Origin of the sequence: Campylobacter sp. VBCF_04 NA7 (assembly GCF_027737405.1) — a bacterium.
Taxonomy (GTDB): Bacteria; Campylobacterota; Campylobacteria; order Campylobacterales; family Campylobacteraceae; genus Campylobacter_B.
Genome location: NZ_JAOVTT010000004.1, coordinates 33,024 through 57,834 on the forward strand (window position 1 = coordinate 33,024; position 24,811 = coordinate 57,834).

Genomic DNA, 24,811 nt, shown 5'->3' on the forward strand with positions numbered 1-24,811 from the left:
AAGCAATCTACGAGTATAAAAATTTAAGGTCAGTGTTTTAGCAAAATTTCACAAATTTTAGTTTCATAAAAAATGAAAATTTTACAAATTTATCGGTTAAAATTTTAAAATTGCGAGAATATTTATTTTAGGCGAAGTTTTTGCAAATAATTAATCTGAAATTTAAAAAGGCTCGGAAGCCGAAGCCTTCGAGCCTAAATATAGCAATGAACTAGATTTTAGAATGCTACATTTGAACCAGAGATGACATATTTTTTCACATTAGTGCCATCTGGTTTAGACATATTTTTGAATGTGTCGCTATTTACTATACCAGCACAAACTTTATCATTACTTGGAGCTTCGATACCTTCAACTTCTACCCATTTATGTGTATCATTTGTATCAACTTTAAATGTTACACAACCACCAGGTGTTAATTTTGTAGGATATGCAAGAGTAAATGCCGCAGTATTGCTTGGCGTTCCAGTTACTTTGACATTTGTCATATTTTCTGCTGCTGATGCAAATTTACCCTGAGATGTATAATAGCTTGTGATATCTTGCATAACTGTCGAAAGCTCGCTCAATGATTTAGAAATTTGAGCATCATCTCTCGTAGCTGCAAGTCTTGGGATAGCAACAGCTGCTAAGATACCTAAAATAACGATAACGAAGATCAACTCGATCATAGTGAAACCTTTTCTCATGGTTTCCTCCTTGTAAATAGATTTCATTTTACATACATAAAAGTAAAATGCTCTGATTTATGGAGGATTTTTTGCGTTTGAAATAGTCTAAATTTGGGGATTTTAAAGCAAAATTTAGTTATTAAAATTTGCACTGAAATTTGGCTGAATTTTAAATTTTAAGCTCTTTTTAAGTGCAAATTTTACGCCTGTTTTGTCATTGCGAGCGTGCGAAGCAATCTAGTAAAATTTAGAGAGAATTTAAAAATTAGCAAAATTTATCTGAATTTCCCTGGATTGCTTCGTCGCTTCGCTCCTCGCAATGACAAAATAAACGCTTAAAAAATCTCACAATAAAAAATATTTCGACAAATTTTGCACAAATTTCGCAAAATTTTACCAAATATTTAAACTACCGCATAAAATTTGCCCTCGGTGTTTGCGCGAACTACGCAAACAGCGCAAATCTCACAAATTTTCACAAAGGAAAACAATGCAACTCATCAACCACAATGGCAAAATCTACCTCCGCTTCCAAAGCGCGCACAAAATCGTCAAACGCTCACTAAAACTCGATTTTACCGAGCGAAACCTCGCATATGCCGAGCAAACGCTATTTCCGATTTTCCAAAAAATCGCCAGTGCAAATTCCGGCGCAGTATTCCACGCCCCCGAAGCACACGCCTATGAAACCCACAGAAGCACCGCGCCACGCACAGCCCAACCATACCAGGCGCACACGCCACGCGTGCGCAAAAGCACCCACGAAACCCACGCACCGCACTCTGACCGCGCCTACCAAGCCCACACAGCCCACGCACCGCACGAAATAATCCACGCCCCACAAACCAACGAAACCCGCGAAAAACCACACGCCCCACGCCCATACGAGCCCCACCAAATCACGCTCAAACCGCGCCTTTTGAGCCATTTTTGCGCCATTTATTTGCAAAATTTACGCCTCCACGCCAAGCTCACCACGCTCAAAACCGCCTCGTGCGCCATTAGCCGATTTTTCGACTTCGCGCCGGACTTGCCAGTCGCCTCCTACACCGCCCAGACCCTATATAGCGCGATTTGCGCCATGCGAAGCGCAAACCTCTCCCCACAAACCATAAATCTACTCCTCTCATACCCACGCCAAGCCCTAAATTTGGCGAAATTCTCAGGTCAAATCGTCCAAAACCCATTTTCGCTCATTCGCAAGCCACCCACGCTTCCAAAGCCCAAATTTTGCTTTTCCAAATCCCAAATCAAACTCCTTTTAGAGCGCGCCACAGGCGAGTTAGCCACATTTTTATACATAGCGTTTTTTACAGGTGCTAGAAGTGGCGAGATTTTGGCGCTTTGTAGAGAGGATTTCGACTTTAAGTCCGATAAAATCACCATTTGCAAGAACCTGACCCGCTTCGAGCTCACCACTCCCAAAAGCGGCCGCGCACGCACGATAAATCTGCTAAAACCGCTCAAAGACCACATTTTGGGGCTAAATTTGGGTGTGGGACGGATTTTTAGCAAGGATTATTTCGCCATACATTATAAATTTAGAAAATTGTTAAAATCACTAAATCTCCCGCTCTGCGGGCTTCACAGCACCAGACACAGCTTTTGTTCGCACCTTTTGGGCGCGAAAGTCCCAGCCCCGCTCATCGCCAGCACGCTAGGACACGCGAATCTAGATATGATAAACCGCATTTACGGCCATTTTTTAGAAAACAAATCCGACCTACGCAACCTAAACCGCGCAATGAGGCTATAAGCACACTATTTGTCATTGCGAGGAGCGAAGCGACGAAGTAATCTACGAATATAAAATTTCGGCGCAGTGTTTTTGCAGAATTTCAAAATTTAAATAGAATTTTGCTTTAAATTTTACTGGATTACTTCGCACGCTCGCAATGACACGAAATTAACATTTTGGTAATTGTCGCTCGTAGCTTGCTTCGCTTTCTGCGAAAGCTCGCAATGACAGATTATGCAAAATTTGTTCGCTTTGTCATTGCAATCAAGAAAAACGAAAATTTACTTTGATTTGTCATTGCGAGGCGACGCAGTCGCCGTGGCAATCTATGAGTATAAAATTTCGGCGCAGTGTTTTTGCAGAATTTCAAAATTTAAGTGGAATTTCTTTCTAAATTTTACTGGATTGCTTCGAAATACTTCGTATTTCTCGCAATGACACAAAATTTGCATTTTGGTAATTGCTATTCGTAGATTGCTTCGCTTTCTGCGAAAGCTCGCAATGACAGATTAGACAAATTTGTTCGCTATTGTCATTGCGAGCGTAGTGAAGCAATCCAGAGAAATTCCTTTGCCTCTAATCTGTCATTGCGAGAAGCGTTAGCGCCGAAGCAATCCACGAGCCTAAACTACCAATCGCTCTAATCCCTATCGCCCCCCGCGCGAGTGTCGCAAACAAACCAATCCGCGCCAAACCGCCAAATTCCACACCCGCAAACCACGCAAAAATGGGCTTTTTTATAAAATTTTAAATTTTTTTCAAATTTTTTACAAAAATAATTGAATTTTTTAATTTTTTTTGCTATAATCCACGCAAGTTTTACATATATGTATGTAAAATGAAATCTATTTACAAGGAGGAAACCATGAGAAAAGGTTTCACTATGATCGAGTTGATCTTCGTTATCGTTATTTTAGGTATCTTAGCAGCTGTTGCTATCCCAAGACTAGCAGCTACAAGAGATGACGCTGAGATTGCAAAAGCAGCATCAAATATCTCTACTGCTCTAAGCGAGGTTACTGCATACTATACTGCAAGAGGTGAGTTTAATGCTACTAATTACGATCAAATGTCAAATGCGCTTGACCAGGATGGTAAATTTAAAGTAAAAGGTAAAGATTGCGCTAAATTTACTGTTGATAATACAAATAAAAAAGTTGATGTAAATGTTAGTGGTTGTGCTGGTCTAGAGAATGGCATCAAAAATGCTCTACCTTCTGGCACTATTGGCTCACATGAAGTAGGTGGCAATTCAGTAAACTTCTCTGCTAACTAACTAATCTGTTAAAAATATACAGATATTTGCCCTCGGAATACGACTTCCGAGGGCTTTTTAAATTCTACGCAAATTATACACAAAAGCTTTTTTTAAAATTTAAAAGCATAAAATTATCCGTTAAAAAATAATTCTAGATTTTAGATAAAGTTTGTAAAATACTTCAAAATTTTAAAATCTCTACCCAAATCACGCTTCGGCGCAGTATCACTCAAAACACCAAAATCTTAAATCAAATTTCACAAAACTCGTTGTAAATTTCGAAATTTCTCGTGATTTTAAAGGCTCGTTTGCTTCGTGTGAAAAATAAAATTGGTTGCAGAGGAGGGATTTGAACCCCCGACCTTCGGGTTATGAGCCCGACGAGCTACCACTGCTCTACCCTGCGATACAAAAATGATTTAAAGAAGTGTGGATGGGGTAGGAGGATTCGAACCTCCGCATGATTGGACCAAAACCAATTGCCTTACCGCTTGGCGATACCCCAATGCAAAAGAACTAGCATTATACAGAAAAATAAATCAAAAGTCAAGAAAAATCGCGAAATTTAGTGAAATTTGTGGCGGAATTTTAATTTGCACGATAAATTTGGGCTATTTTTGCTAAATTTAAGCTATAAAAATGTATAATTAAAGTTCTTTTTAATTGTGCGCTCGTAGCTCAGCTGGATAGAGCATTTGATTGCGGTTCAAAAGGTCAGGGATTCGAATTCCTTCGGGCGCACCACTTCTAACTCATATTTTTATTTATCATTGCGAAATACTGCGCCGATAAGTTAATGTTGTCATTGCGGACGATTTGCTTTGATTTGTCATTGCGAGCGAGTGTAACGAGCGAAGCAATCCAGGGAAATTCAGATAAATTTTGATTAATTTTAAATTCTTTCTAAATTTTACTGGATTGCTTCGCTATGCTCGCAATGACATAAGATTCGCATTTTGGCGATTGTTACTCGTAGATTGCTTCGCTTTCTGCGAAAGCTCGCAATGACAATGGTTAGCGTATCGGGGCAGTATTTGGAGCTTGCGGAGCGTAATGACAAATGAAAGGCAAGGGAAATTCTCCGGATTGCTTCGCTGTGCTCGCAATGACAGATTATACAAAATTTGTTCGCTATTGTCATTGCGAGGAGCGTTAGCGACGAAGCAATCTACGAATATAAAATTTCGGCGCAGTGTTTTTGCGGAATTTTAAAATTTAAATAGAATTTTGCTCTAAATTTTACTGGATTGCTTCGCTACGCTCGCAATGACACGAAATTCACATTTTGGTGATTGTTACTCGTAGATTGCTTCGCTTTCTGTGAAAGCTCGCAATGACAGGGTTTAGAGCGCAAGGTAGTTTAGGCTCGTGGATTGCCACGGCGACTGCGTCGCCTCGCAATGACAAAATTAATGGCAAGGGGAAATCCCTGGATTGCTTCGTTGCTTCGCTCCTCGCAATGACAATGGAGAGCGTATCGAGGCAGTATTCCAAGGTTGTGAAGCGCAATGACAATGGTAGCGTGCAACGAATTTCCCTGGATTGCTTCGCTCGTTACACTTGCTTGCAATGACAGCAAATTCGGCGTCTGTAAATTTTAAAGTCGTAGATTGCTTCGTCGCTAATGCTCCTCGCAATGACAAATGTAAGGCAAAGGGAATTTTGCTTTGCGCGAGAGACACACTCGCAATGACAGCAAATTTTGTCAAATATTACAATTAATTCAGATTTTCTTTGTATAATCTCACAAATCACAAAATTTAAAGGAAATTTCAAATGGATAAATTAGTTTTGGGTGGCAGGGAATTTTCATCTCGTTTTATTATGGGTTCTGGTAAATTCGACCATGAGATGATAGAAGCCTGTGTCCATAATGCTGGGTGTGAGATCGTAACACTCGCACTTCGCAGGGTAAGCGAGAGCAAAGACAGAAATATTTTAAATTTCATACCAAAAAGCGTTACGCTTTTGCCAAATACAAGTGGCGCCAGAAACGCTGATGAAGCCGTGCGTATCGCAAAACTCGCCCGTGAGCTAGGCTGTGGAGATTTCGTCAAAATCGAGATTATCACAGATAGCAAATTTTTATTCCCCGATAATTACGAAACCATTAAAGCGACCGAAATTCTAGCAAATGACGGATTTATCGTGCTTCCGTATATGCACGCTGATTTAAATGTGGCTAGAAGTCTCAAAAACGCAGGAGCAGCTGCCATAATGCCGCTTGGTGCGCCCATTGGCTCAAATCGTGGGCTTATGATGAGAGATATGATTGAAATTTTAGTCGGCGAAGTGGATTTGCCGATCATCGTCGATGCGGGAATAGGGCGTCCAAGCCAAGCGTGTGAAGCCATGGAAATGGGCTGTGCGGCTGTCATGGTAAATACCGCAATCGCCACTTCCAGCGATTTAGTCCAAATGGCAAAAGCCTTTGCAAATGCGATAAATGCAGGGCGAGACGCCTATAATGCCAAATTTGGCGCAGTGCGAAATACTGCCGCGGCAAGTTCGCCGCTAACAGGCTTTTTAAGGGACTAAAATGGAAAAACCAGATCACATGAAATACCTAGCACACATGCAAGAAATCGATGATGGCTTAATGCAAAAAGTGCTAAATTTAAGGCAAAATTACGACCCAAACGCTTATAATGAAGCCGATGTTTTAAGGGCGATAGAGAAAAAAAATAGAAATTTAGACGATTTTGGCGCACTTCTAAGCGTAGTCGGGGCGAAATTTTTAGAAGAGTTAGCAAGGGCGAGTATGAGTGAAACTAGGGCGAAATTTGGCAATAATATCTCGCTTTTTACGCCGATTTACATTTCAAATTATTGCGATAATAACTGCGTGTATTGCGGATTTAGCAAAAAAAATCAGATTAAAAGAGCCAAGCTTAGCGATGATGAGCTAATAGCCGAATACGAAGCGATAAAAAAGAGCGGACTTGAAGAGCTTTTGGTGCTAACAGGCGAGAGCAGGGTTGATAGCGATGTGAGCTATATCGCTCATGCGTGTGAAATCGCCAAAAAATATTTCAAGGTCGTAGGCGTGGAAATTTATCCTTTAAATTCCGATGAATACGCTATCTTGCATAATTCTGGCGTGGATTTTGTAACCGTTTTTCAAGAGACATACAACACGGAAAAATACGCAAAACTGCATTTAGAAGGCAATAAGCGAATTTTCCCGTATCGCTTCAACGCCCAAGAAAGGGCGATAATGGGCGGTATGCGTGGAGTGGGCTTTGCGGCACTTTTGGGGCTTGATGATTTTCGCAAAGACGCCTTTGCTACGGGCGCGCATGCGTATTTGTTGCAACAAAAATACCCACACGCCGAAATCGCTTTTTCGGTTCCAAGACTTCGCCCGATAATAAATAATAATAAAATCAACCCGCGAGATGTCCATGAAAAGGAGCTTTTGCAGGTGATTACAGCATATCGCCTACTAATCCCTAGTGCGAATATTACGATTTCGACGCGCGAAAGGGCTGGTTTTAGAGATGAAGCGATTAAAATCGCCACAAATAAAATTTCAGCAGGAGTAAGTGTGGGTATCGGCGGACACAGCCAAAAAAAGGGCGACGAGCAGTTTGAGATAGATGACGGACGAAGTGTGGCTGAGGTTTGTGCTGCGATTAGGGGTGCGGGGTTAGCGCCACTGATGAGCGAGTATATTTATCTGTAAGTTTGCGAAATTTGGAGCGAAAAAGTGAAAATCACGGCGATTTCGAATTTAGAGCTTTGCGGCGGAAAAGAGGCGTTGAAAGAGAAAATTTCACGCCTTTGCGAAGCCGGGATTAGCGAAATAATCTTGCGTGAGAAAAATTTGAGCGTGAGCGAATACTGCGCGCTTTTTTGCGAAGTTTTGCAAATTTGCGAACGCTTTGGCGTTCGCCTTTTTTTGCATAATTTTTTGGATTTAGCCTTTGATTTGGAGCATAAATTTATCTGGCTTCCTTTGGGTGTGTTGCAAAATTTCAGGCAAAATTCCACGCGAAATTTAAGCGAATTTGAAAAAATCGTAATCTCAGCTCACAGCATAAATGAAGCCAAACTTGCCCTAAATTTGGGTGCAAACGCACTTTGTTTAAGCCATATTTTTCCGACAGATTGCAAAGCAAATTTAGAGCCAAAGGGGCTAGATTTGATTCGCAATGTGCGTGAGTTTTGGGACGGCGAAATTTATGCTCTTGGTGGGATAAATTCTAGTAATTTCCACTTTACGATTGAAAGCGGAGCCGATAATATCGCCATTATGAGCGAAGCAATGAAATGCAAAAACGAAAAAGAATTTTTACAAAAATTTAAATCAATATCTCAAATTTACTAAAAACTTCAACTAAAATTCTCAAACTATTTCAAAATTCCAAAATTTTAAAAAATCAAATTTTATTTAAGCTTAATTTAATAATAAATTAAAAAAAAGGGGGGGGGTATAATGTTCCGTTGATTTCAACAATTTTATTTCAAAGGATTTTTATGATGGAGAAAAAATTGGAATGCCCACATTGTGGCAAAGGCGACATTGAGTATGGTGCAAAAGCTTGTAGCGAATGCGGGTCTAAAATCTTATATAAAGCAATTAGTGGATTAGGCTCAATAGTCAGAATAGTTTTAGGTATTGTTTTTGCTATTTTAGCTGTTGGGATTAATTTGCGCCTAATGAGGAGCTTAGGTATAGGGGGATCAGAAAAGGAACTGGTTATGCTTCTTTGTTGCGAAGGCGTATTAATCTGTTTTGCAATATTTTGTATTGTTGAACACATAGTTGCGTATCAAAAAAAATTTCGAATGGCAACAAAACCCGATTTTCAAAAGAAACAAAAAATACTTCAAAAAATAAATTTAAAGCTTCGTAGGGTGGGTATCTTTGCCCACCAAAATTTACAAACAAATTCTAAAAAATAAGATTTAACTAAATTTCGGAATTTCGCTAAATTTAAAAAATCGTTCAATGCTAAATTTGGATTGAATTTTGAATTTAAAATTCTCTGGATTGCTTCGAAAACTTCGTTTTCTCGCAATGACAGATTAGAGTAAATTTCGCATTGACGCAAATCAAGCTCTAAATAATAAAATTTATCGCAAAAATAAGCAACAATCAAGTTTTTTTAGAATAAAATTACAGGTTTTGTAATCTAAGTATAAATAAATTTGAGGGAAAAAATGTCGGCAGTTATTTCAAATTTTATTTTCACCCTTGCTTTGGGATTTTATGCGCTTACTTGTTTGCAGTGGTTTTCGTATCGCCCGGGGCGCGTAATGCATCATTTCACCAAGCCTATGTGGCATTTGTATTTTTTCATAATCCCAGTTTTGGCTCAAATCGCGGCCATGTTTTGCCCGTTTTATTACGCAGCCTTGGGCGTGGTAACGGCTAGTTATATCGCTGTTTTGGCGCTTTGGCACAGGGGGCTGGACAAAAAGCTAGTTTTTACTGATCGCATAAAAAGGGCGTTTGCATACATAGCGTCATTTGCTGTGATTGTGGGGATTGTGGAGATTTTAATCGATATTAAATTTTCAACCGATATTAAAATTCCAGCCGTTATCGCGCTATTTGTGGGATTGTTTTTTCATTTCAGATACGAAAAAACGCTTTTTAACCGCTTCAAAGCTAGCGCATTATCCAAGCTAAATACGATGAATAACCTAATCATCGTCCAAATCACGGCAAGTTACGGCAAGACGAGTATCAAAAACTTCCTTTATGATATCCTTAGTCCGCACTTCGTCTGCTACAAGACCCCGCGCTCGGTAAATACGCTAGCTGGGATTGTAAAGGACATAAACGATGATTTGCCAAAAAACACTCAGGTCTATATCGCAGAAGCTGGTGCCAGGCTGCCCGGCGATATCGCCGAAATCACCGAGTTTTTGCGCCCACAAATCGTAGTTGTAGGCGAGATTGGCGCGCAACATTTGGAGTATTTCAAAAGCGTAGAAAATATCCGCGCTACCAAGCTTGAAGCGCTAAATTCACCGCGTCTAAAACACGCATTTGTGCATTCTAGCACGCTTTGCCACAACAGCGCCACGATTAGCACCTATGATATCGGCACAAAGGTGATTAGCTCGACACTAGACGGGATTAAATTTAGCCTTAAAATCAATGACGAAAATTTCAGACTCTCTGCGCCGGTGCTGGGCGAGTTTAACGCGCAAAATCTCAGCGCATGTGTCATGGTAGCGAGGTTTTTGGGGGTAAATGATGTCTATATCCACAACGCAGTCGAAAAAGTCCGTAGCGTCGAACACCGCCTTCAAAAGATCGAAAACGGCGGCAAAATCATCATTGATGACGCATTTAATGGCAATCTAGCTGGTATGCTAGCTAGCTACGAACTATGCAAAACTTACAAAGGAAATAAAGTCATCGTAACGCCCGGAATCGTCGAATCCACCAAAGAAGATAATGAAATTTTAGCCAAAAAAATCGATGAGGTTTTTGATCTCGTGATAATAACTGGCGAGTTAAATTTAAAAACGCTCAAAGACAATATAAATCCCGGCAAAGTTTATGTGCTAAAAGATAAATCGAAAATGGTTGAAATTTTGGCTAAATATACCAAAGCAGGGGATTTGGTGCTGTTTTCTAACGACGCGCCAAATTTCATATAAATTTTAAATTTTGATTTTTTTAAAATTTGCGAATTTTAAAAATTCGCAAATTTGAAAGAATTCTCACAGACCACCAAAGAGCGCTTCGAGATTTTTTAATCCCTCTTCGTTTGATACTTTTTCGCTTGATGCGCCTGTTTCGATTAGCTCGATTTCATAGCCACTTAACATTGAGGCTAGACGGATATTTAGGCCGTTTTTGCCGATAGCTTTGGATTTTTGGTCAGGGTTGATATAAACAATTGCTTTGTTTTCATCTGTGATTTTGACCGAATTTACAATCGCAGGCGCCATTGCGCGCGAGATTAAAATTTCAGGCGAGGCAGAGTATTCAAACGCATCTATGCTCTCTCCGCCAGCTTTTTTGTCCTCTTCGCTTAAATTTTTGCTCAAAAACTTACTCACAGCGTCGATTCTAGTGCCGCCTTTGCCCACGGTTGCGCCCACTGGATCGATATTTGGCGAAACTGAGCTAAGGGCTATTTTCGTGCGTTTGCCAGGAATCCTAGCGCATGCTTGGATTATGACGCTTCCGTCTTTGATCTCAGGGACTTCTGTGCGTAAAATTGCTTCTAAAAATTTAGGGCTTGTGCGTGAAAGCTCTAATTTTATGCCTTGATTTTTGTCGATATAGGCGTTTTTGATGACGGCTTGGACTACATCGCCGACCTTGAAACTCTCGCCTTTTATGCGGTTTTTCTGTGGCATGTAGGCTTTGATATCGTCGATTTCGACAAATGTCGTTTCGCTAGCGTCGATTTTGGTGACGGTGCCGTGGGCTAGGGTGCCGATTTTGTTTTTATAGCTTTCGAAAATTTTCTCTTCGAGTAGGCGCTGGATATGGTAATTTAGCTCTTTTGCCAAAACTTGCGAAGCTGTGCGGCCGAGATTTTCGATATTTATATCATAGCTTAGCTCGTCGCCAATCTCAGCGTCACCGTGCTTTTTGGCTTCGCTAATTGCGATGAAATTATCCTGTCCTGCGCGCTCGTCGTTATCGGCTACGACTTGGACTTTTTGGTAGAGTTTGACCTTTTTTGTAACGGGATCTACCTCGCTGTCGTAGATAAACTGCTCGCCAAATAGCCTTTTTGCGGTTTGGATAAAGGCTGTTTTGACCCGCGCGCCCACATCTGAGGGATCAAGTCCTTTTTCGTTTGCGATAGACTCGATTATGTCTGTGATTTTTTCCATAATTTTCCTTTTCTTACACTGCTAAATTTTGGGATTTTTAAAATTTTCGAGTTCGGTATTATATTAAATTTAGACTTTATTTTTATTTAAACGAATTATTATATTAATTTTGCTAAACTCATCAGTTTAAAATTTGAAATACGAAAGGATGAAGCAATGCAAGTAAAACTCGCTAGAACTAGCCTAGAAGCGAAGCCAAAGAGTGCAAAAGTCGAAGATTTGGAAGCTCAAATCGCAAAAAGTGGTCAAAAAATTTTCTATTTAGATAGAGAAAATTCGCATAAAGATATCATTGCGTTGATAGAATTTTTCGAAAAAAAGGGATTTTCGGTCTATCAAAGAAGCGTGTATTATGGTCTAAATGAAAACGAATATATGTATGAGGTGCATATAGTTTGAAAAAATTTCTCTACATACAAACCCTCGGTTGTGCGATGAATGTGCGTGATAGCGAGCACATCATCGCCGAACTAAAAAACCAAAATTACGAACTCACAAACGATATTAACATTGCTGATTTAATCCTTATAAACACCTGCTCTGTGCGTGAAAAGCCCGTGCATAAGCTTTTTAGCGAGATTGGCGCATTTGACAAAGTTCGCAAGGCTGGCTCAAAAATCGGAGTTTGTGGCTGCACTGCTAGCCACTTGGGCGCTGAAATTTTCAGGCGCGCTCCGTTCGTGGATTTCGTCCTAGGCGCACGAAATGTATCGAAAATCTCGCAAGCTGTGCAAACGCCAAAATTTATTAGCACCGATATAAACTACGATGAGAGCGAGTTTGCCTTTGGCGAATTTCGGGGCAGTCCTTACAAATCATACATAAATATTATGATTGGTTGCGACAAAAAATGTTCGTATTGTATCGTGCCACAAACCAGAGGCGACGAGCTCTCAATCCCAGCAAAAATCATACTTGATGAGGCGCGCAGAAGTGCCCAGCGTGGGGCAAAAGAGATATTTTTGCTCGGTCAAAATGTCAATAACTATGGCAAAAGATTTTCCAATGCGCACGAAAAAATCGATTTTAGCGACCTTTTAGTAAGGCTAAGCGAGATTGAGGGGATTGAGCGGATTCGCTTTACTAGCCCGCACCCGCTTCACATGGACGATAAATTTTTAGAAGTTTTTAGCTCAAATTCTAAAATTTGCAAATCCATGCACATGCCACTACAAAGCGGTTCGACTAAGGTTTTGCGCGATATGAGGCGTGGATATAGCAAGGAGTGGTTCCTTGATCGCGCGCTAAAACTGCGAGATTTATGCCCAGATGTGAGCATTAGCACCGATATCATCGTGGCTTATCCGACGGAGAGCGAGGCGGATTTCGCCGATACGATTGATGTGCTAAAACAGGTGAAATTCGAGCAGGTTTTTAGCTTTAAATTTAGTCCGCGTCCGCACACGCCAGCGCAGAATTTAGTGCTAATCGACGATAAAGTCGCAAGTGCGCGCCTTAGCTATTTGCAGGGTCTGCATAATGAAATTTTAGATGAGATTATGAGCGCGCAGGTAGGTAGAGGGCACGAGGTGTATTTCGAGGAACTGCGCGAAAACAATCAAGTAGCTGGCAGAAGTTTTTCGAATTTTTTGGTTTGCGTAAATGGTAGCGAGGAACTGCTTGGGCGCACACTAAATGTAAAAATCGAAAAAGCCGCTAGAATGGCACTTTATGGAAAAGTTACCCTTTAAAAAACGCATTATCTTTTTTTGTGTAGAATATATTGGGGCTTTTTTGATACGCTTGATTTATCTTACTTGTAGGGTTAAATTTAGCGATACAAAATTATCAGATGAAACTTGCGTGGTGGTGTTTTGGCACGGCAGACTTGCAATGATGCCTTTTGCCTATCTTCGCTACTGGAAACGGTATTATGGCGAAAAAAGAAAGGTGAAGGTTATCATCTCGGACCACAAAGACGGCGAGATTATCACGAGAGTGATTTCGCATTTTGGTATTGGCGCGATTAGAGGATCGAGCTCCAAAGGCGCAGTTAGGGCGCTGATGAACGCATTTAGCGAAATCAAAAACGGCGTAGATGTCATCATCACCCCAGATGGTCCCAGAGGTCCAAGACACAGCGTCGCAGACGGAGCTGTCACGATCGCGCAGAAAAAAAATCTCAAAATTTACGCGCTAAATTACGAAGCGAGCCGTTTTTGGGAGTTTAGAAGCTGGGATAAAATGGTCTTGCCAAAGCCCTTTTCGCGCATAAATTACAGCCTAAGCGAGCCACTAGATATCGCTGGATTGGGGCTAGAAGAGGCGAAAGAGAAAATAGCAAATTTGCTTTTTGCTCAGGCCGAAAAAGATAAAAATTTCGATTTTTAGTTTTGCATAAACGATTTTTGGTATAATTAGCATTTTTTAGGAGAAAAAATGGGACTTTTCAAGGCTAAATCTTTTCTAAGCGTGGCGCAAAATGATAGCGAGTGCGAATTTGTTTTTAGAAAACTTGGATTTAGTAAAAAAATCGTAGATGAAAAGACGCTCAAATTTAGCGTCGATAGTGCAACTGATTTTGCGGCGCAAATGGCGGAATTTAGGCAAGGGATTGCCAAAAGTTTGCACGCAAATATACTAATCGACGATCCAGCGCAAAGGGTGATTTTTTCTAGCGAGCCTAAAAGGACTGACGAGTGCTTTTATCAAAGCGTCGATAGCGATTTTACCGTGGAATTCCCGCGCAGTGCGACAACGGGGAGCGACGAGAAATTCGGCGCGAGCTTCAACTCTTATGAAAGCCTTTTTAAGGTGCTTTATTTTTTATACAAAAATCAGCATGAAATCGATAGTGTCGCGATGTTTGTGCTTAAATTTAACGACCGCGTGGCGTTTTTGGTGGCAAACAAAAAACGCGCTCTTTATGCCGATATGATTCTCATAGATGACGAGATGAAGGGCATGATGAGCGATAGCGATGAGTTGTTTTATGAGATTTTAAATTTCCAAATCGACAATTTTTACCAGTCAAAAAACAGCGAGTTTTTGACAAATGTTTTCATTTACTCAGACGGCACGCTCAGCAATGAGATCGGCTATGTGATTTTTACACGAATCCATATCAAAACAAATCTTATCAACCTAAATTTCGCCGATTTTATCAACAAAATCGCTATGGTTGAGGCCAGAAATTAGCCCTTCGCACTCTGCTAAAATTTCGCTTCTAGCGAAAATATAGGGGCGAACAAGCGGCGGGATTTTTAAAATTCGGCATTTTTCTTTGAATTTTTTATCCATTTTTGTTTTCTCAAATGGGGCGACGAAGTAGAATTTTTCGTTTTTGCAAACGCAAATTTTGCCACTTATCACGCAGTCTGTTTTTTGGATTTCTTTTCGTTGATTTTGGCTAAGAACGACGCCTAAAATTTTACACGCTTTATCTATTAAATTTAGGCTTTTTTGCGAATTTTCAAGCACAAAAAATTTATCTTTTTGATAGATAAATTCGCCTAGCAAATTCGCTTTATCGAGCGATAAAAACTCAAAACTTTTGGCTAAATTTAAAGCGTATTTTTCTACGAATTTATCGCTAAATTCAGCCCTTACGGCGTTCCTTGCAAATTTGGTATTTTCGTTTGAAATGTCGTTAAAAAATTTGATTTTATTTTCGCTTAAAAACTCTAAAATTTGCGTTTTGCTGACATTGTAAAAAGGTCGCACGATAGCGTAATTTGCGCGATTTTCGATTTTTTCAAAGCCAAGCAGATTTGCTAGACCCGCACCTCGTCCAAGTTGCATTAAAAACCACTCAAATTTATCGTTTAATTGGTGCGCTGTGATAAGCGTGTCGTGTCCGAATTTAGCGCAAATTTCATCAAAAAAATCGTAGCGAATTTTGCGCGCAGTGTTTTCGAAATCGCCTGAATTTTCTAAATTTAGCGGAGCAGTTTTGACAAACAAATTCACGCCAAATTTATCGCAAAGCTCTTTTGCGGAAATTTCTTCTAAATCGCTATTTTCGCGGGTTTTGTAATTCACAAAAGCGCAGTCAAATTTAACGCCCAAATTTAAAAGCGTGTAAAAAAGCGCCGTGCTGTCGCTCCCATGCGAAAAGGCAAGTAAATTTTTCCTACCCCGCAAAAAGTCCAAAATCTCATGGTCTATATTTAAAATTTGCATTTTTATTTAGCTTGTTTTGTAATTTTCCCTATGAGTTTCCCGCCGACGAATTCGCTAATCTCGCACTCATATAGCTGTCCGATTTGCAAATTTTGTATCTCGCTTTCGTTGATTAAAATCTCGCCGTCTATGTCTTTATCCCACAAGGCTAGTTTTGCGCCGTAAAAAAACTCGCCCTCTGAGCTAATGCCTGTGATTTCCACGCTTTGCGTGGTGCCTACAAGCCCAGCGAAACTCTCACAAATCGCCTTATCCACGATTTTTTCGATTTTATTTAGCCGTTTTGTGATTTCTCGCGTAGGAATTTGCTCCATTTCGCAACTCGCTGTGTCTTCTTCTTTGGAGTAGGCAAAGGCTGAAATTCTATCAAATTTAAACTCGCTTAAAAACTCGCAAAGCTCGTTAAATTCGCTCTCGCTCTCGCCCGGGTGCCCGATTATCACGCCGGTTCGCAAAAACGAATTTGGGGCTTCTCGCATTAAATTTAGCAAATTTAAAATTTCATTTTTGCCGTTTCCACGCTTCATAACTTTTAGCATTTTGTCATTTATGTGCTGGATTGGCATATCGAAATAATTCACAAAAACGCTTGAATTTATGATAGTTTTAATCAAATTTTCGCTCGTCGTGGTCGGATAAAGATAAAGAATTCGCGCAAATTTCACGCCCTCAATTTTTTCAATGCGATTTATAAGCGCGATTAGCCCGTCTTTTTCGCCCCTATCTCGCCCATAACTGCTCGTATCTTGCGCGATAAAGCTAAAATCATAAAATCCCCGTGCGACCAAATCCCTGACTTCGGCTTCGATGTCGTCTAAACTGCGACTTTTCAAACGCCCTTTGAAGCTTGGAATCGCGCAAAAACTGCATTTTTGGTTGCACCCTTCGGCGATTTTAATGTAAGCGTGAAAATTTGAGCCAGTGATTACCCTTTTTTGCGTGGTTTGCAAGTAAGTGCTAGGCGAAAATAGATTTTGTTTTTTGAGTATCATCTCGTCTATTTTATCGTAGTCGCCGACACCGCTGAAAATATCGACTTCGGGAAGCTCACGCATAAGCTCGTCTTTGTAACGCTCCATTAAACAGCCAGTTACCACTAAAACGCCGTTTTTTTTCTTAAATTCGGCGAGTTCTAGGATTGTGCGGATACTCTCTTGCTTCGCCGAAGCGATAAATCCACAGGTATTTACTATCATAACATCGGCGCTTTGGGGTTCGGAGACGATTTCGTAGTTTTGCAACCTACCAAGCATAATCTCGCTATCGACGAGATTTTTATTGCACCCAAGTGAGACTAAATAAAGTTTTGGCATTTTTACAACCAAATATTATCGATTAGGCGAGTTTTGCCAACTTTTGCAGCGACAAGGATAATGGTGTTTTTAGGCTCGATTTGGTCTAAAATTTCAAAATTTCTATTTACAAACGCGATATAATCGACCTCTAATGGCTCTAAAATCGAAAGCATTTTATCCTTTAAAATGCTCGTGCTAATCTCGCCTTTGGCGATTAGATTGCTAGCGTTTAAGAGGGAGCGCGAAATTTTAAGCGCTAGCATTTTTTCCTCTTCGTCCAAATACGCATTGCGCGAGCTTAAAGCCAGCCCGTCGCTCTCTCTGACGATTTCGCATGGCACGATATTAATATCCATCAAAAAACTTTTTACCATATTTTGCACGATAAAGAGCTGTTGGGCGTCCTTTTTGCCCATATAGACATTGTTTGGACGAATAATATTAAAAAATTTATTCAGCACCATACACACGCCGTCGAAATGTCCTGGGCGAGTTTTGCCCTCTAAGATTTCAGATGTCGGGCGCACAGCTATGATTGTTGGTTCATTATCGGTGTAAATTTCGCTAACTTCTGGGATAAACATAGCGTTTATGTCTAAATTTTCGCAAATTTTAATATCTGCTTCTTCGTTTTTTGGATATTTTTCGTAATCCTCGCCCGGTAAAAACTGCGTAGGATTTACGAAGGTCGATACGATTACGATGTCGTTTTCGTTTCTTGCTTGTTTGATTAGGCTTATGTGTCCAGCGTGCAAAGCCCCCATTGTAGGGACGAAACCCACATTACCACAGGCGTTGGCACGAAATGCTCGTAACTCTTCTACTGTTCGAATAATTTGCATATTTACTTCCAAATTTTGAAATTTAAAGGGCGATTATAACTCAAAAAAATTAAAATTTAACTCTGGGTTAAAAGGGTTAAAAGCTTTAAGCTGTTATAATCTCGCAAAAAATTTAAAGGCAAAACTTGGATAATTACGAATATAGCGAACTTTTGAAAAACCTTGACATAAAAATCAATAATATTAGCTCGATTATCAAACCAGATGAAATTAGCGCGCGCTTAGAAGAGATTTCAAAAATCGAAGCGGACGAGAAATTTTGGAGCGATGTGAAGCTAGCAACTCAAATCGGACGCGAAAAGACCAAAATTAGCTCTGTTTTGGCAAAATTTAAAAAGGCAAATTCTGCGCTTGATGATGCGCGTGAAATTTATGAATTAGCCCTTAGCGAAAATGATGATGATACGATAAACGACCTTTTCGAGGGCGCAGGCAAGCTGGAAGAGGAAATTTCAAATTTAGAGTTAGCGATGATGCTCGGTGGCGATGACGATGACAAAAACGCGATTATCACTATCCACCCAGGAGCTGGTGGGACAGAGAGTTGCGACTGGGCGGGCATGCTGTATCGTATGTATAGTAGGTTTTGCGAGAGAGAGGGCTTTAAGGTAGAGGTTTTGGATTTCCAAGAGGGCGATGAAGCGGGGATTAAAGATGTAAGCTTTATCGTGCGCGGTGAAAACGCCTATGGGTATTTAAAGGCCGAAAACGGAATCCACCGCCTAGTGCGAACCAGCCCATTTGATAGTGCAGGGCGTAGGCACACGAGCTTTTCAAGCGTCATGGTAAGCCCTGAGCTAAACGATGATATTGAGATAAATATCGAGGATAAGGACATTAAAATCGATGTTTTTCGCGCTAGTGGGGCAGGTGGGCAACACATCAACAAAACAGAAAGCGCTGTTCGCATAACTCACTTAGCCACTGGGATTGTGGTGAATTGTCAAAACGATAGAAGCCAACACAAAAATAAAGAAACGGCAATGAAGGTGCTAAAATCGCGACTTTACGAGCTTGAACTTATGAAAAAACGAGAAGCAAGCGATAGTATCGAAAAAAGTGATATTGGCTGGGGACATCAGATTCGCTCTTATGTGCTTTTCCCGTATCAGCAGGTCAAGGACAACCGTTCAGGCGAGGCGTTTAGCCAGACTGATGCGATACTTGATGGCGATATAAAAAAGCTAATCGAGGGCGTTTTAATTTCGCAAGCAAACAAACAATAAATTTCATTAGAAAGGATTAATATGAGTGAAGAGGGAATTCTTCTAGCATTAGGTTATACTTCAAGCGAGGCGGTGATAGCGCAACTTCGCGGTATTTTGTCAAAATGTGATTTCACAGACACAGAGTTGGAGCATATCGTTACACTAAACGATAAGCTTAAAATTTATGATGCTTACATCGCTATGTCAAATACAAATCCGTATTTTAAAATCAAAAACGAGGCCGCTACAAAAGAGCGCAAAGAGGCTGTTGTAGATATGATAAAGGTATGGTCTGATAAATTTAACATAGCCCTAGAAAAAGTGCCGAACAAAGACACTTACTATATCTTAGGCAGATAAGGATAGCTTATGAAAAATTTAATCGCTGTGATGATTGCAGGATTATTTTTAGCAGGTTGTGTCAGCAATGCACCAAAAAGCGCAGTAAGCGCGCCAAAGGCTGGAAAATACAGCTATAACGAGATCCAAGACGGAATCCGCCCGGCCAAAATCGAGGGCAATATCGTCCAAAGCGACGCTTGCAGAAGCGGAAATGGCGCTTTGTGTTTTAGTTTCGCTGAATCAATGTATGCCAAAGGCGATTTCGGCTCAGCTGCAAATGCCTATAATATGGCGTGCGTAGGCACTCAAAACTTCCCAGCTTGCATGAAATTAGCTGAGATGTTCGAGCGCGGACAAGGCGTGCAACAAAACACATTTAATGCAATCGATCTTTACCGCGTAACTTGCTACCACGGATACAAAAACGCTTGCGCAAATATGAGGCGCTTGGGTTATAATGGCTAAATTTAGCCAAATTTGGGGCGAAATTTTAAAATTTATCAAATTTCGCCCTAGCTTTCAAATTTAAATTTCATAAACAAAAAATTTAATCACGCAAATGTAAAATTCGCTCCGATTTCATAAAGGAGATACAAAATGAAAATTTTAAAATTCGCAATTCTTGGCGCGATTGTCGGTCTGTTTTTCACAGGCTGTGCGCATACGAGAGCCTCAGGTAGCGTGGTGTATGATAGTGGAAGCCCGTATTATAGGGGGTATTACGAGAGCGATTATTACTATGACAGAGGATATCGCCGTCGCCCTGTGATTTATGATAGACGCCCAGTTATCGTGGATAGGCGTCCTGTCGTGGTAGATAGACGCCCAGTCGTGATCAAGGACAATCGCCACGGCCATATAAATACTCGCCCGCACACTCGCCCAGTCATCTCTTCGCACCCGCACGCTCACCGCCTAAGTAATAAATCAATCCGCCACGAGCGCGAAATTCGCAAAATTCATGCTAACAACGGCGAGCGCGAAATGACCTTGCGTCGGGCTAGAAGGGAAGCGGAAGTTATCAAAGCAAGCTCTCGTTACAAAGAAATCAAAAGGCGCGAACGCGAGGCTAGGAGCTTTGATAATGACAACGGCGAACGCCACAGAAGCGCGCACAGAGATATAAAACGCAGAACAAGATAGATGAAATTTGGCTAAATTCATTGAAATTTAGCCAAATTTGGTTGTTAAATTTAGCCAAATTCTCACGAAATTTTAAATTTTAAAATTCCCTATTTGCATTTGAAAGCATTAATTTTATGCGGTTTTCCTGATTTACCGCACTCGCACCCGGATCGTAGTCGATCGCGGCGATGTTGGCGTCTGGGTAGTTTTGCTTGATTTTGCGTATCATACCGCGCGCGATGATGTGATTTGGCAGACAGCCAAATGGCTGGGCGCAGACGACATTTTGCACGCCTTGCTTCATAAACTCGACCATTTCAGCTGTGAGTAGCCATCCTTCGCCCATTTTCACGCCGTGGCTGATGTATCCCTCAGCGGCTGCGCGCACCTCTTTAAATGGCGTTGGCGGACGAAATCCGTGTTTTTTCATAGCGCGGATTAATTTTTTTTGGCAAAATTCTAAAATTTTAGCAACCCCAAGGCTACCCCAATACGCCGCGCCACCCTTGCCATAGAGCTTTTTGTCATACACAGCATCATAAATGCAAGTCAGCACGAAATCCATTAGCCCGGTATTTACGGGTTCGGCGTTTTCTTTGATGAGGTAGGCGTTTAGGCCGTTGTTGCCGATAGGGGAGTATTTCAGATAGATTTCGCCCACGATACCAACCCTGATTTTTTGCTCGCCCAAACGCTCTATTTTGGCGAAATTTTGCAAGATGTGGCTAAAATTTTTATTTAGTTTGAAAAATGACTTTTGATTTGTCAAATTTGCGATAAATTCGACCATTTTTTCGTAAATTTCGTTTGTCTGATTAGGAATTTTTTCGTATGGTTTGCACTGATTGTATAAATTCATCATCAAATCGCCGTAAAAAATCGCCACAAACAGCTTGATTAGCGCCATTTTGCTTAGCGCAAATCCATTTTCATCTAACGAGCCAAAATTTAGCGAGATCACCGGCACATAGCCAAAACCGCTCTCGTTTAGGGCTTTGCGAAGCAAATTTATATAGTTGCTCGCCCTGCACCCGCCACCTGTTTGGCTTATCAGAAGTGCGACCTTGTGCGTGTCAAATTCACCACTTTTTAGCGCGTCGATAAACTGCCCGATTACGAGCAGGGCAGGGTAGCACATATCGTTATGGACATTTCGCAAGCCCTCTTCGACGATGTTTGCACGGTTGTCCCGTAAAAGCACGCTTTTATACCCCTCATCGGCCAAAACGCTTTTCATAAAGCGAAAATGCGGATCGATCATCGTAGGGATTAAAATCGTGTGAGTGCTTTTCATATCTTTTGTAAATTTCGCAAACATCATTAGCCTTTTTGTATAAATTGAGCTTTTTCGCGCTCTAACATTGTCGCTTTTAGCGAGCGTAGGCGGATTTTAACAGCCCCTAGATTTGTAACTTCGTCGATTTTAAGTTGAGTGTAAATTTTGCCATTTGCGCGTAGTAGGTCGCGCACTTCATCGCCTGTAATCGCGTCTATCCCGCACCCAAAGCTTACGAGTTGCACGAGTTGCATTTTAGGATATTTGCAGATAAATCTAGCCGCGCTATACAGCCTGGCGTGGTATGTCCATTGATTTAGCGATTTGGTTTGAACCTGCATTAGTGGCAGACTATCCTCGCTTAGCACGATAAATCCGAGAGAATTTAAGTAGCGATCAATCCCGTGATTTACGCTTTTGTCGATATGATATGGTCTGCCAGCAAGCACGATTGCGCTCAAATTTTGCTCGCGGATTAAATTTAGCGTTTCTTCGCCTTTGATTAAAACCGTGTTTTTGTAGTTTTCTAACTCTTTTTTGCCCTGAAATACGGCATTTTTGATGACATCAAGCTTAAATTTAAACCCTAAATTTGCTAGCTCTTTTCGCATAGTTTTGGCAAAAAATTCAGGCGCATTTAGATCTAGGTGCGGGTATAAAAACGCTCGCTCGTCCAGCGCGCTGACATTTGCTTTGATTAGTTCTGGATAATACGCCACCACAGGGCAGTTGTAGCAGTTTTCGCTGATATTTTCGTCTAGGTTGTAGCTCATGCACGGATAAAATATAAAATCGACATTTTGCGCTAGCAAGTCGTAGATATGGCCATGCACGCTTTTGGCTGGGTAGCAGACCGTATCGCTTGGTATGCTTTGATTGGCCAAAAACAGCGTCTCTTTGCGCGGTTTGCGAGACAGAGCGACGCTCATACCTAAATTTTCAAAAAACGCACTCCAAAACGGAATCATCTCATACATATTCAAAACAAGCGGAATTCCGACCTTTGGCGCGCCATCTTTTGGGAGTTTTTTGTATTTTTTCAAAAGCTCGTTTTTAAACTCGAATAAATTCGTAATATCGTTTCTGATAGCCTTACCTGCGCCTCTTTCGCATTTATTTCCGGTGATAAATTTCGAATTTTCAAAATGCGTGATTGTAAGCGGGCATTTGTTTGTGCAAAGCTTGCAGGTATCAAATTCGCTTTTGTGCGTAAATTTTGCTAGTTTTTCGCTCGTGATTAAATTTGAGCTCTCCGGCGCATTATCGCGCGCAAAAAGCGCAGCCCCATACGCGCCCATAAGCTCGCTGATATCGAGCCTGATGACATTTTTGCCAAGCTCTTTTTCAAAGGCTCTTAGCACGGCATTGTTTAAAAATGTTCCGCCCTGAACCACGATATTTTGCCCTAAATCGTCAGAATTTCGCACACGAATTACCTTGTAAATCGCGTTTTTAATCACGCTAATTGCAAGTCCTGCGCTGATATCTTCCACACTCGCGCCGTCTTTTTGGGCCTGTTTTACAGATGAGTTCATAAAGACCGTGCAACGGCTACCAAGCTTGGCTGGGTGCGAGGCGAAAAGCCCCATTTTGGCGAAATTTTTGATTTCATGGCCTAGTGAATTCGAAAATGTTTGCAAAAACGACCCACACCCTGAACTGCACGCCTCATTTAGCACGATAGAATCGATATTGCCGTCTTTTATCGAAAAGCATTTGATATCTTGTCCGCCGATATCTATGATAAAATCGACCTTGGGGTTGAAGTGGCGCGCCGCGCTGTAATGCGCGATGGTCTCAACTATGCCGTAATCAAAGCTAAATGCGGTTTTGATTAGCTCCTCGCCATATCCTGTAACGCCTGAGCTTTTGATTTTTATGCGAGATCCGCAAAGAGCGTAAATTTCAGTTAGTTTTTTTTGTAAAATATTAATCGGATCGCCCTTGTTTGATGAGTAAAATTTGTATAAAAGCTCGTAATTTTCGCCGATTAAAACGACCTTAATCGTCGTGCTGCCGCAATCCACACCCAAATACGCGTTCCCAGAGTATGAGGCGATGTCGGCTTTGGGGACGCTTGCTTTTTCGTGGCGAGCGATAAATTCGTCAAATTCGGCCTGCGAGCCAAACAGAGGTTCTTCTGATTCTAAAAGCTCTTTGTTTGGGCTTTTTTGCAAAAGTTCTATGATTTTGTCCAAATTTAGCGCAGTGCCTGTTTTTTTGGCATAAATCGCTGAACCATACGCCACGAAAAACGGCCCGATATCAGGGAAGGTGGCGTTTTCGTCGTTTAAATTTAGCGCCTCTTTGAAGCGTTTTTGCAAACCTTTTAAGAAAAATAGCGGTCCGCCTAGAAACAAAATATTGCCCTTAACCTCGCGCCCTTGGGCAAGTCCGGCGATTGTCTGCTCGACTACGGCTGCGTAAATGCTCGCACTTATGTCTTCTTTGCGCACGCCTTGATTTAAAAGAGGCTGGATATCGCTTTTGGCAAAAACCCCGCACCGAGAGGCGATAGGGTAAATTTTGCTCGCGTTGAAGCTTAATTTGTCAAGTTCAGCGATGTCTAAATTTAGCAAATTTGTCATCTGATCGATAAACGCGCCAGTTCCGCCCGCGCACGAGCCGTTCATACGCTCCTCGACCCCGCCTGTGAGAAAAATAATTTTCGCGTCCTCGCCACCTAGTTCGATGACGATATCGGTTTTAGGAAACATCTGCCTAACTCCTAGCGAAGTGGCATAAACCTCTTGAACAAAGGGAATTTCGCAGTTTTTGGCGATACCCATACCGGCTGAACCTGCTATGGAAAGGCTGAAATTTTCGTTTGGATATTTTTTTTGGATTTCTAAAATTCGCTGTAAAACTAGCTCTTTTGGTTTGGCTAAATGTCTTTGGTAAGTTTTTTCTAAAATTTCATTATTTTCATTTAAAATTACTGTTTTTACGGTCGTGGAACCAACATCAATGCCTAGATATATCATAATTCATCACTCTTGAAAATTTTATTGAAATTTTACAAAATTTATTAAAAAAATAAGCTATGTAAAATTTAAATTTCGTGATTTTATACATTGTTTTTAAACGAAAATAAAATAATGATAGATTTTATCTCATTA

General features: G+C 41.0%; 23 protein-coding genes and 3 tRNA genes. 16 read left to right on the forward strand and 10 right to left on the reverse strand.

The window, feature by feature from the left end:
- Positions 1-218: 218 nt before the first annotated feature.
- The gene (locus OFO00_RS04630; RefSeq protein WP_270865072.1) at positions 219-689 is read right to left on the reverse strand and encodes a type II secretion system protein; all 471 of its coding nucleotides are present in this window, start codon (positions 687-689) and stop codon (positions 219-221) included.
- A gap of 472 nt (positions 690-1,161) precedes the next feature.
- On the opposite strand from OFO00_RS04630, the gene OFO00_RS04635 reads away from it, so the two are divergent.
- Together OFO00_RS04635 and OFO00_RS04640 are read left to right on the forward strand one after the other, a co-directional pair.
- Entirely contained in the window at positions 1,162-2,427 is a 1,266-nt protein-coding gene (locus OFO00_RS04635) for a tyrosine-type recombinase/integrase (protein ID WP_270865073.1), read from the forward strand.
- A gap of 847 nt (positions 2,428-3,274) precedes the next feature.
- Positions 3,275-3,685 (forward strand): type II secretion system protein, encoded by a 411-nt coding sequence (locus OFO00_RS04640; protein WP_270865074.1) that lies wholly within the window; start codon positions 3,275-3,277, stop codon positions 3,683-3,685.
- Positions 3,686-3,998: 313 nt separating this feature from the next.
- Here the strand turns inward: OFO00_RS04640 and OFO00_RS04645 are convergent.
- Both OFO00_RS04645 and OFO00_RS04650 read right to left on the reverse strand, forming a co-directional pair.
- Positions 3,999-4,073, reverse strand: a tRNA-Met gene (locus tag OFO00_RS04645).
- Between the two features lie 24 nt (positions 4,074-4,097).
- Positions 4,098-4,172: transfer RNA gene (locus tag OFO00_RS04650), tRNA-Gln, on the reverse strand.
- A 162-nt stretch (positions 4,173-4,334) separates the two neighbouring features.
- Here OFO00_RS04650 and OFO00_RS04655 point away from each other — a divergent pair.
- Positions 4,335-4,411, forward strand: a tRNA-Arg gene (locus tag OFO00_RS04655).
- Positions 4,412-4,945: 534 nt separating this feature from the next.
- Here the strand turns inward: OFO00_RS04655 and OFO00_RS04660 are convergent.
- Complete coding sequence (locus tag OFO00_RS04660) at positions 4,946-5,086, reverse strand: hypothetical protein (RefSeq protein ID WP_270865075.1); 141 nt, start codon at positions 5,084-5,086, stop codon at positions 4,946-4,948.
- Between the two features lie 357 nt (positions 5,087-5,443).
- Here OFO00_RS04660 and OFO00_RS04665 point away from each other — a divergent pair, with 357 nt between their 5' ends.
- The 5 genes from OFO00_RS04665 to OFO00_RS04685 all read left to right on the forward strand — a co-directional run bounded on the left by OFO00_RS04665 (position 5,444) and on the right by OFO00_RS04685 (position 10,288).
- Positions 5,444-6,205 (forward strand): thiazole synthase, encoded by a 762-nt coding sequence (locus OFO00_RS04665; RefSeq protein ID WP_270865076.1) that lies wholly within the window; start codon positions 5,444-5,446, stop codon positions 6,203-6,205.
- A gap of 1 nt (position 6,206) precedes the next feature.
- A complete protein-coding gene (gene thiH / locus OFO00_RS04670; RefSeq protein ID WP_270865077.1) occupies positions 6,207-7,352 on the forward strand; it encodes a 2-iminoacetate synthase ThiH in 1,146 nt (381 codons plus the stop codon).
- Positions 7,353-7,376: 24 nt separating this feature from the next.
- The gene (locus OFO00_RS04675) at positions 7,377-7,997 is read left to right on the forward strand and encodes a thiamine phosphate synthase (RefSeq protein ID WP_270865078.1); all 621 of its coding nucleotides are present in this window, start codon (positions 7,377-7,379) and stop codon (positions 7,995-7,997) included.
- 149 nt (positions 7,998-8,146) lie between these two features.
- Positions 8,147-8,575, forward strand: a complete 429-nt coding sequence (locus OFO00_RS04680) for a hypothetical protein (protein WP_270865079.1) — start codon at positions 8,147-8,149, stop codon at positions 8,573-8,575.
- A 258-nt stretch (positions 8,576-8,833) separates the two neighbouring features.
- On the forward strand, positions 8,834-10,288 hold the full coding sequence (locus OFO00_RS04685) for a Mur ligase family protein (protein WP_270865080.1): 1,455 nt from the start codon (positions 8,834-8,836) through the stop codon (positions 10,286-10,288).
- Between the two features lie 63 nt (positions 10,289-10,351).
- On the opposite strand, the gene nusA is transcribed toward OFO00_RS04685, so the two are convergent.
- Positions 10,352-11,482: a transcription termination factor NusA gene (nusA, locus tag OFO00_RS04690; RefSeq protein WP_270862047.1), complete on the reverse strand. Its 1,131-nt coding sequence runs from the start codon at positions 11,480-11,482 to the stop codon at positions 10,352-10,354.
- Between the two features lie 156 nt (positions 11,483-11,638).
- On the opposite strand from nusA, the gene OFO00_RS04695 reads away from it, so the two are divergent.
- From OFO00_RS04695 to OFO00_RS04710, 4 genes are read left to right on the forward strand one after another with little or no spacing between them, the layout of a single operon-like run.
- Positions 11,639-11,881, forward strand: coding sequence for an HP0268 family nuclease (locus tag OFO00_RS04695; protein WP_270858271.1), 243 nt, complete (start codon positions 11,639-11,641; stop codon positions 11,879-11,881).
- Complete coding sequence (gene miaB / locus OFO00_RS04700) at positions 11,878-13,173, forward strand: tRNA (N6-isopentenyl adenosine(37)-C2)-methylthiotransferase MiaB (protein WP_270865081.1); 1,296 nt, start codon at positions 11,878-11,880, stop codon at positions 13,171-13,173. The genes OFO00_RS04695 and miaB overlap by 4 nt, the downstream gene beginning before the upstream one ends.
- The gene (locus OFO00_RS04705) at positions 13,154-13,813 is read left to right on the forward strand and encodes a lysophospholipid acyltransferase family protein (protein ID WP_270865082.1); all 660 of its coding nucleotides are present in this window, start codon (positions 13,154-13,156) and stop codon (positions 13,811-13,813) included. The genes miaB and OFO00_RS04705 overlap by 20 nt, the downstream gene beginning before the upstream one ends.
- 48 nt (positions 13,814-13,861) lie before the next feature.
- On the forward strand, positions 13,862-14,620 hold the full coding sequence (locus OFO00_RS04710; protein ID WP_270865083.1) for a hypothetical protein: 759 nt from the start codon (positions 13,862-13,864) through the stop codon (positions 14,618-14,620).
- Here OFO00_RS04710 and tilS read toward each other — a convergent pair.
- From tilS to panC, 3 genes are read right to left on the reverse strand one after another with little or no spacing between them, the layout of a single operon-like run.
- Positions 14,567-15,604 carry a tRNA lysidine(34) synthetase TilS gene (tilS, locus tag OFO00_RS04715; protein ID WP_270865084.1) on the reverse strand — a complete coding sequence of 346 codons (1,038 nt, stop codon included), beginning with the start codon at positions 15,602-15,604 and terminating at the stop codon, positions 14,567-14,569. The two genes, OFO00_RS04710 and tilS, sit on opposite strands and share 54 nt — an antisense overlap.
- 2 nt (positions 15,605-15,606) lie before the next feature.
- Entirely contained in the window at positions 15,607-16,917 is a 1,311-nt protein-coding gene (rimO, locus tag OFO00_RS04720) for a 30S ribosomal protein S12 methylthiotransferase RimO (protein ID WP_270865085.1), read from the reverse strand.
- A gap of 2 nt (positions 16,918-16,919) precedes the next feature.
- Positions 16,920-17,741, reverse strand: coding sequence for a pantoate--beta-alanine ligase (gene panC, locus OFO00_RS04725; protein WP_270865086.1), 822 nt, complete (start codon positions 17,739-17,741; stop codon positions 16,920-16,922).
- 125 nt (positions 17,742-17,866) lie between these two features.
- Here panC and prfB point away from each other — a divergent pair, with 125 nt between their 5' ends.
- The 4 genes from prfB to OFO00_RS04745 all read left to right on the forward strand — a co-directional run bounded on the left by prfB (position 17,867) and on the right by OFO00_RS04745 (position 20,434).
- A complete protein-coding gene (gene prfB, locus OFO00_RS04730; RefSeq protein ID WP_270865087.1) occupies positions 17,867-18,967 on the forward strand; it encodes a peptide chain release factor 2 in 1,101 nt (366 codons plus the stop codon).
- A 21-nt stretch (positions 18,968-18,988) separates the two neighbouring features.
- On the forward strand, positions 18,989-19,309 hold the full coding sequence (locus OFO00_RS04735; protein WP_270865088.1) for a type II secretion system protein: 321 nt from the start codon (positions 18,989-18,991) through the stop codon (positions 19,307-19,309).
- A gap of 9 nt (positions 19,310-19,318) precedes the next feature.
- Positions 19,319-19,756, forward strand: coding sequence for a hypothetical protein (locus OFO00_RS04740; protein WP_270865089.1), 438 nt, complete (start codon positions 19,319-19,321; stop codon positions 19,754-19,756).
- A 132-nt stretch (positions 19,757-19,888) separates the two neighbouring features.
- Positions 19,889-20,434, forward strand: coding sequence for a hypothetical protein (locus tag OFO00_RS04745; protein ID WP_270865090.1), 546 nt, complete (start codon positions 19,889-19,891; stop codon positions 20,432-20,434).
- 79 nt (positions 20,435-20,513) lie between these two features.
- On the opposite strand, the gene OFO00_RS04750 is transcribed toward OFO00_RS04745, so the two are convergent.
- Entirely contained in the window at positions 20,514-21,734 is a 1,221-nt protein-coding gene (locus tag OFO00_RS04750; protein ID WP_270865091.1) for a 2-hydroxyacyl-CoA dehydratase, read from the reverse strand.
- Between the two features lie 2 nt (positions 21,735-21,736).
- On the reverse strand, positions 21,737-24,676 hold the full coding sequence (locus tag OFO00_RS04755; RefSeq protein ID WP_270865092.1) for an acyl-CoA dehydratase activase: 2,940 nt from the start codon (positions 24,674-24,676) through the stop codon (positions 21,737-21,739).
- Positions 24,677-24,811 lie beyond the last annotated feature (135 nt).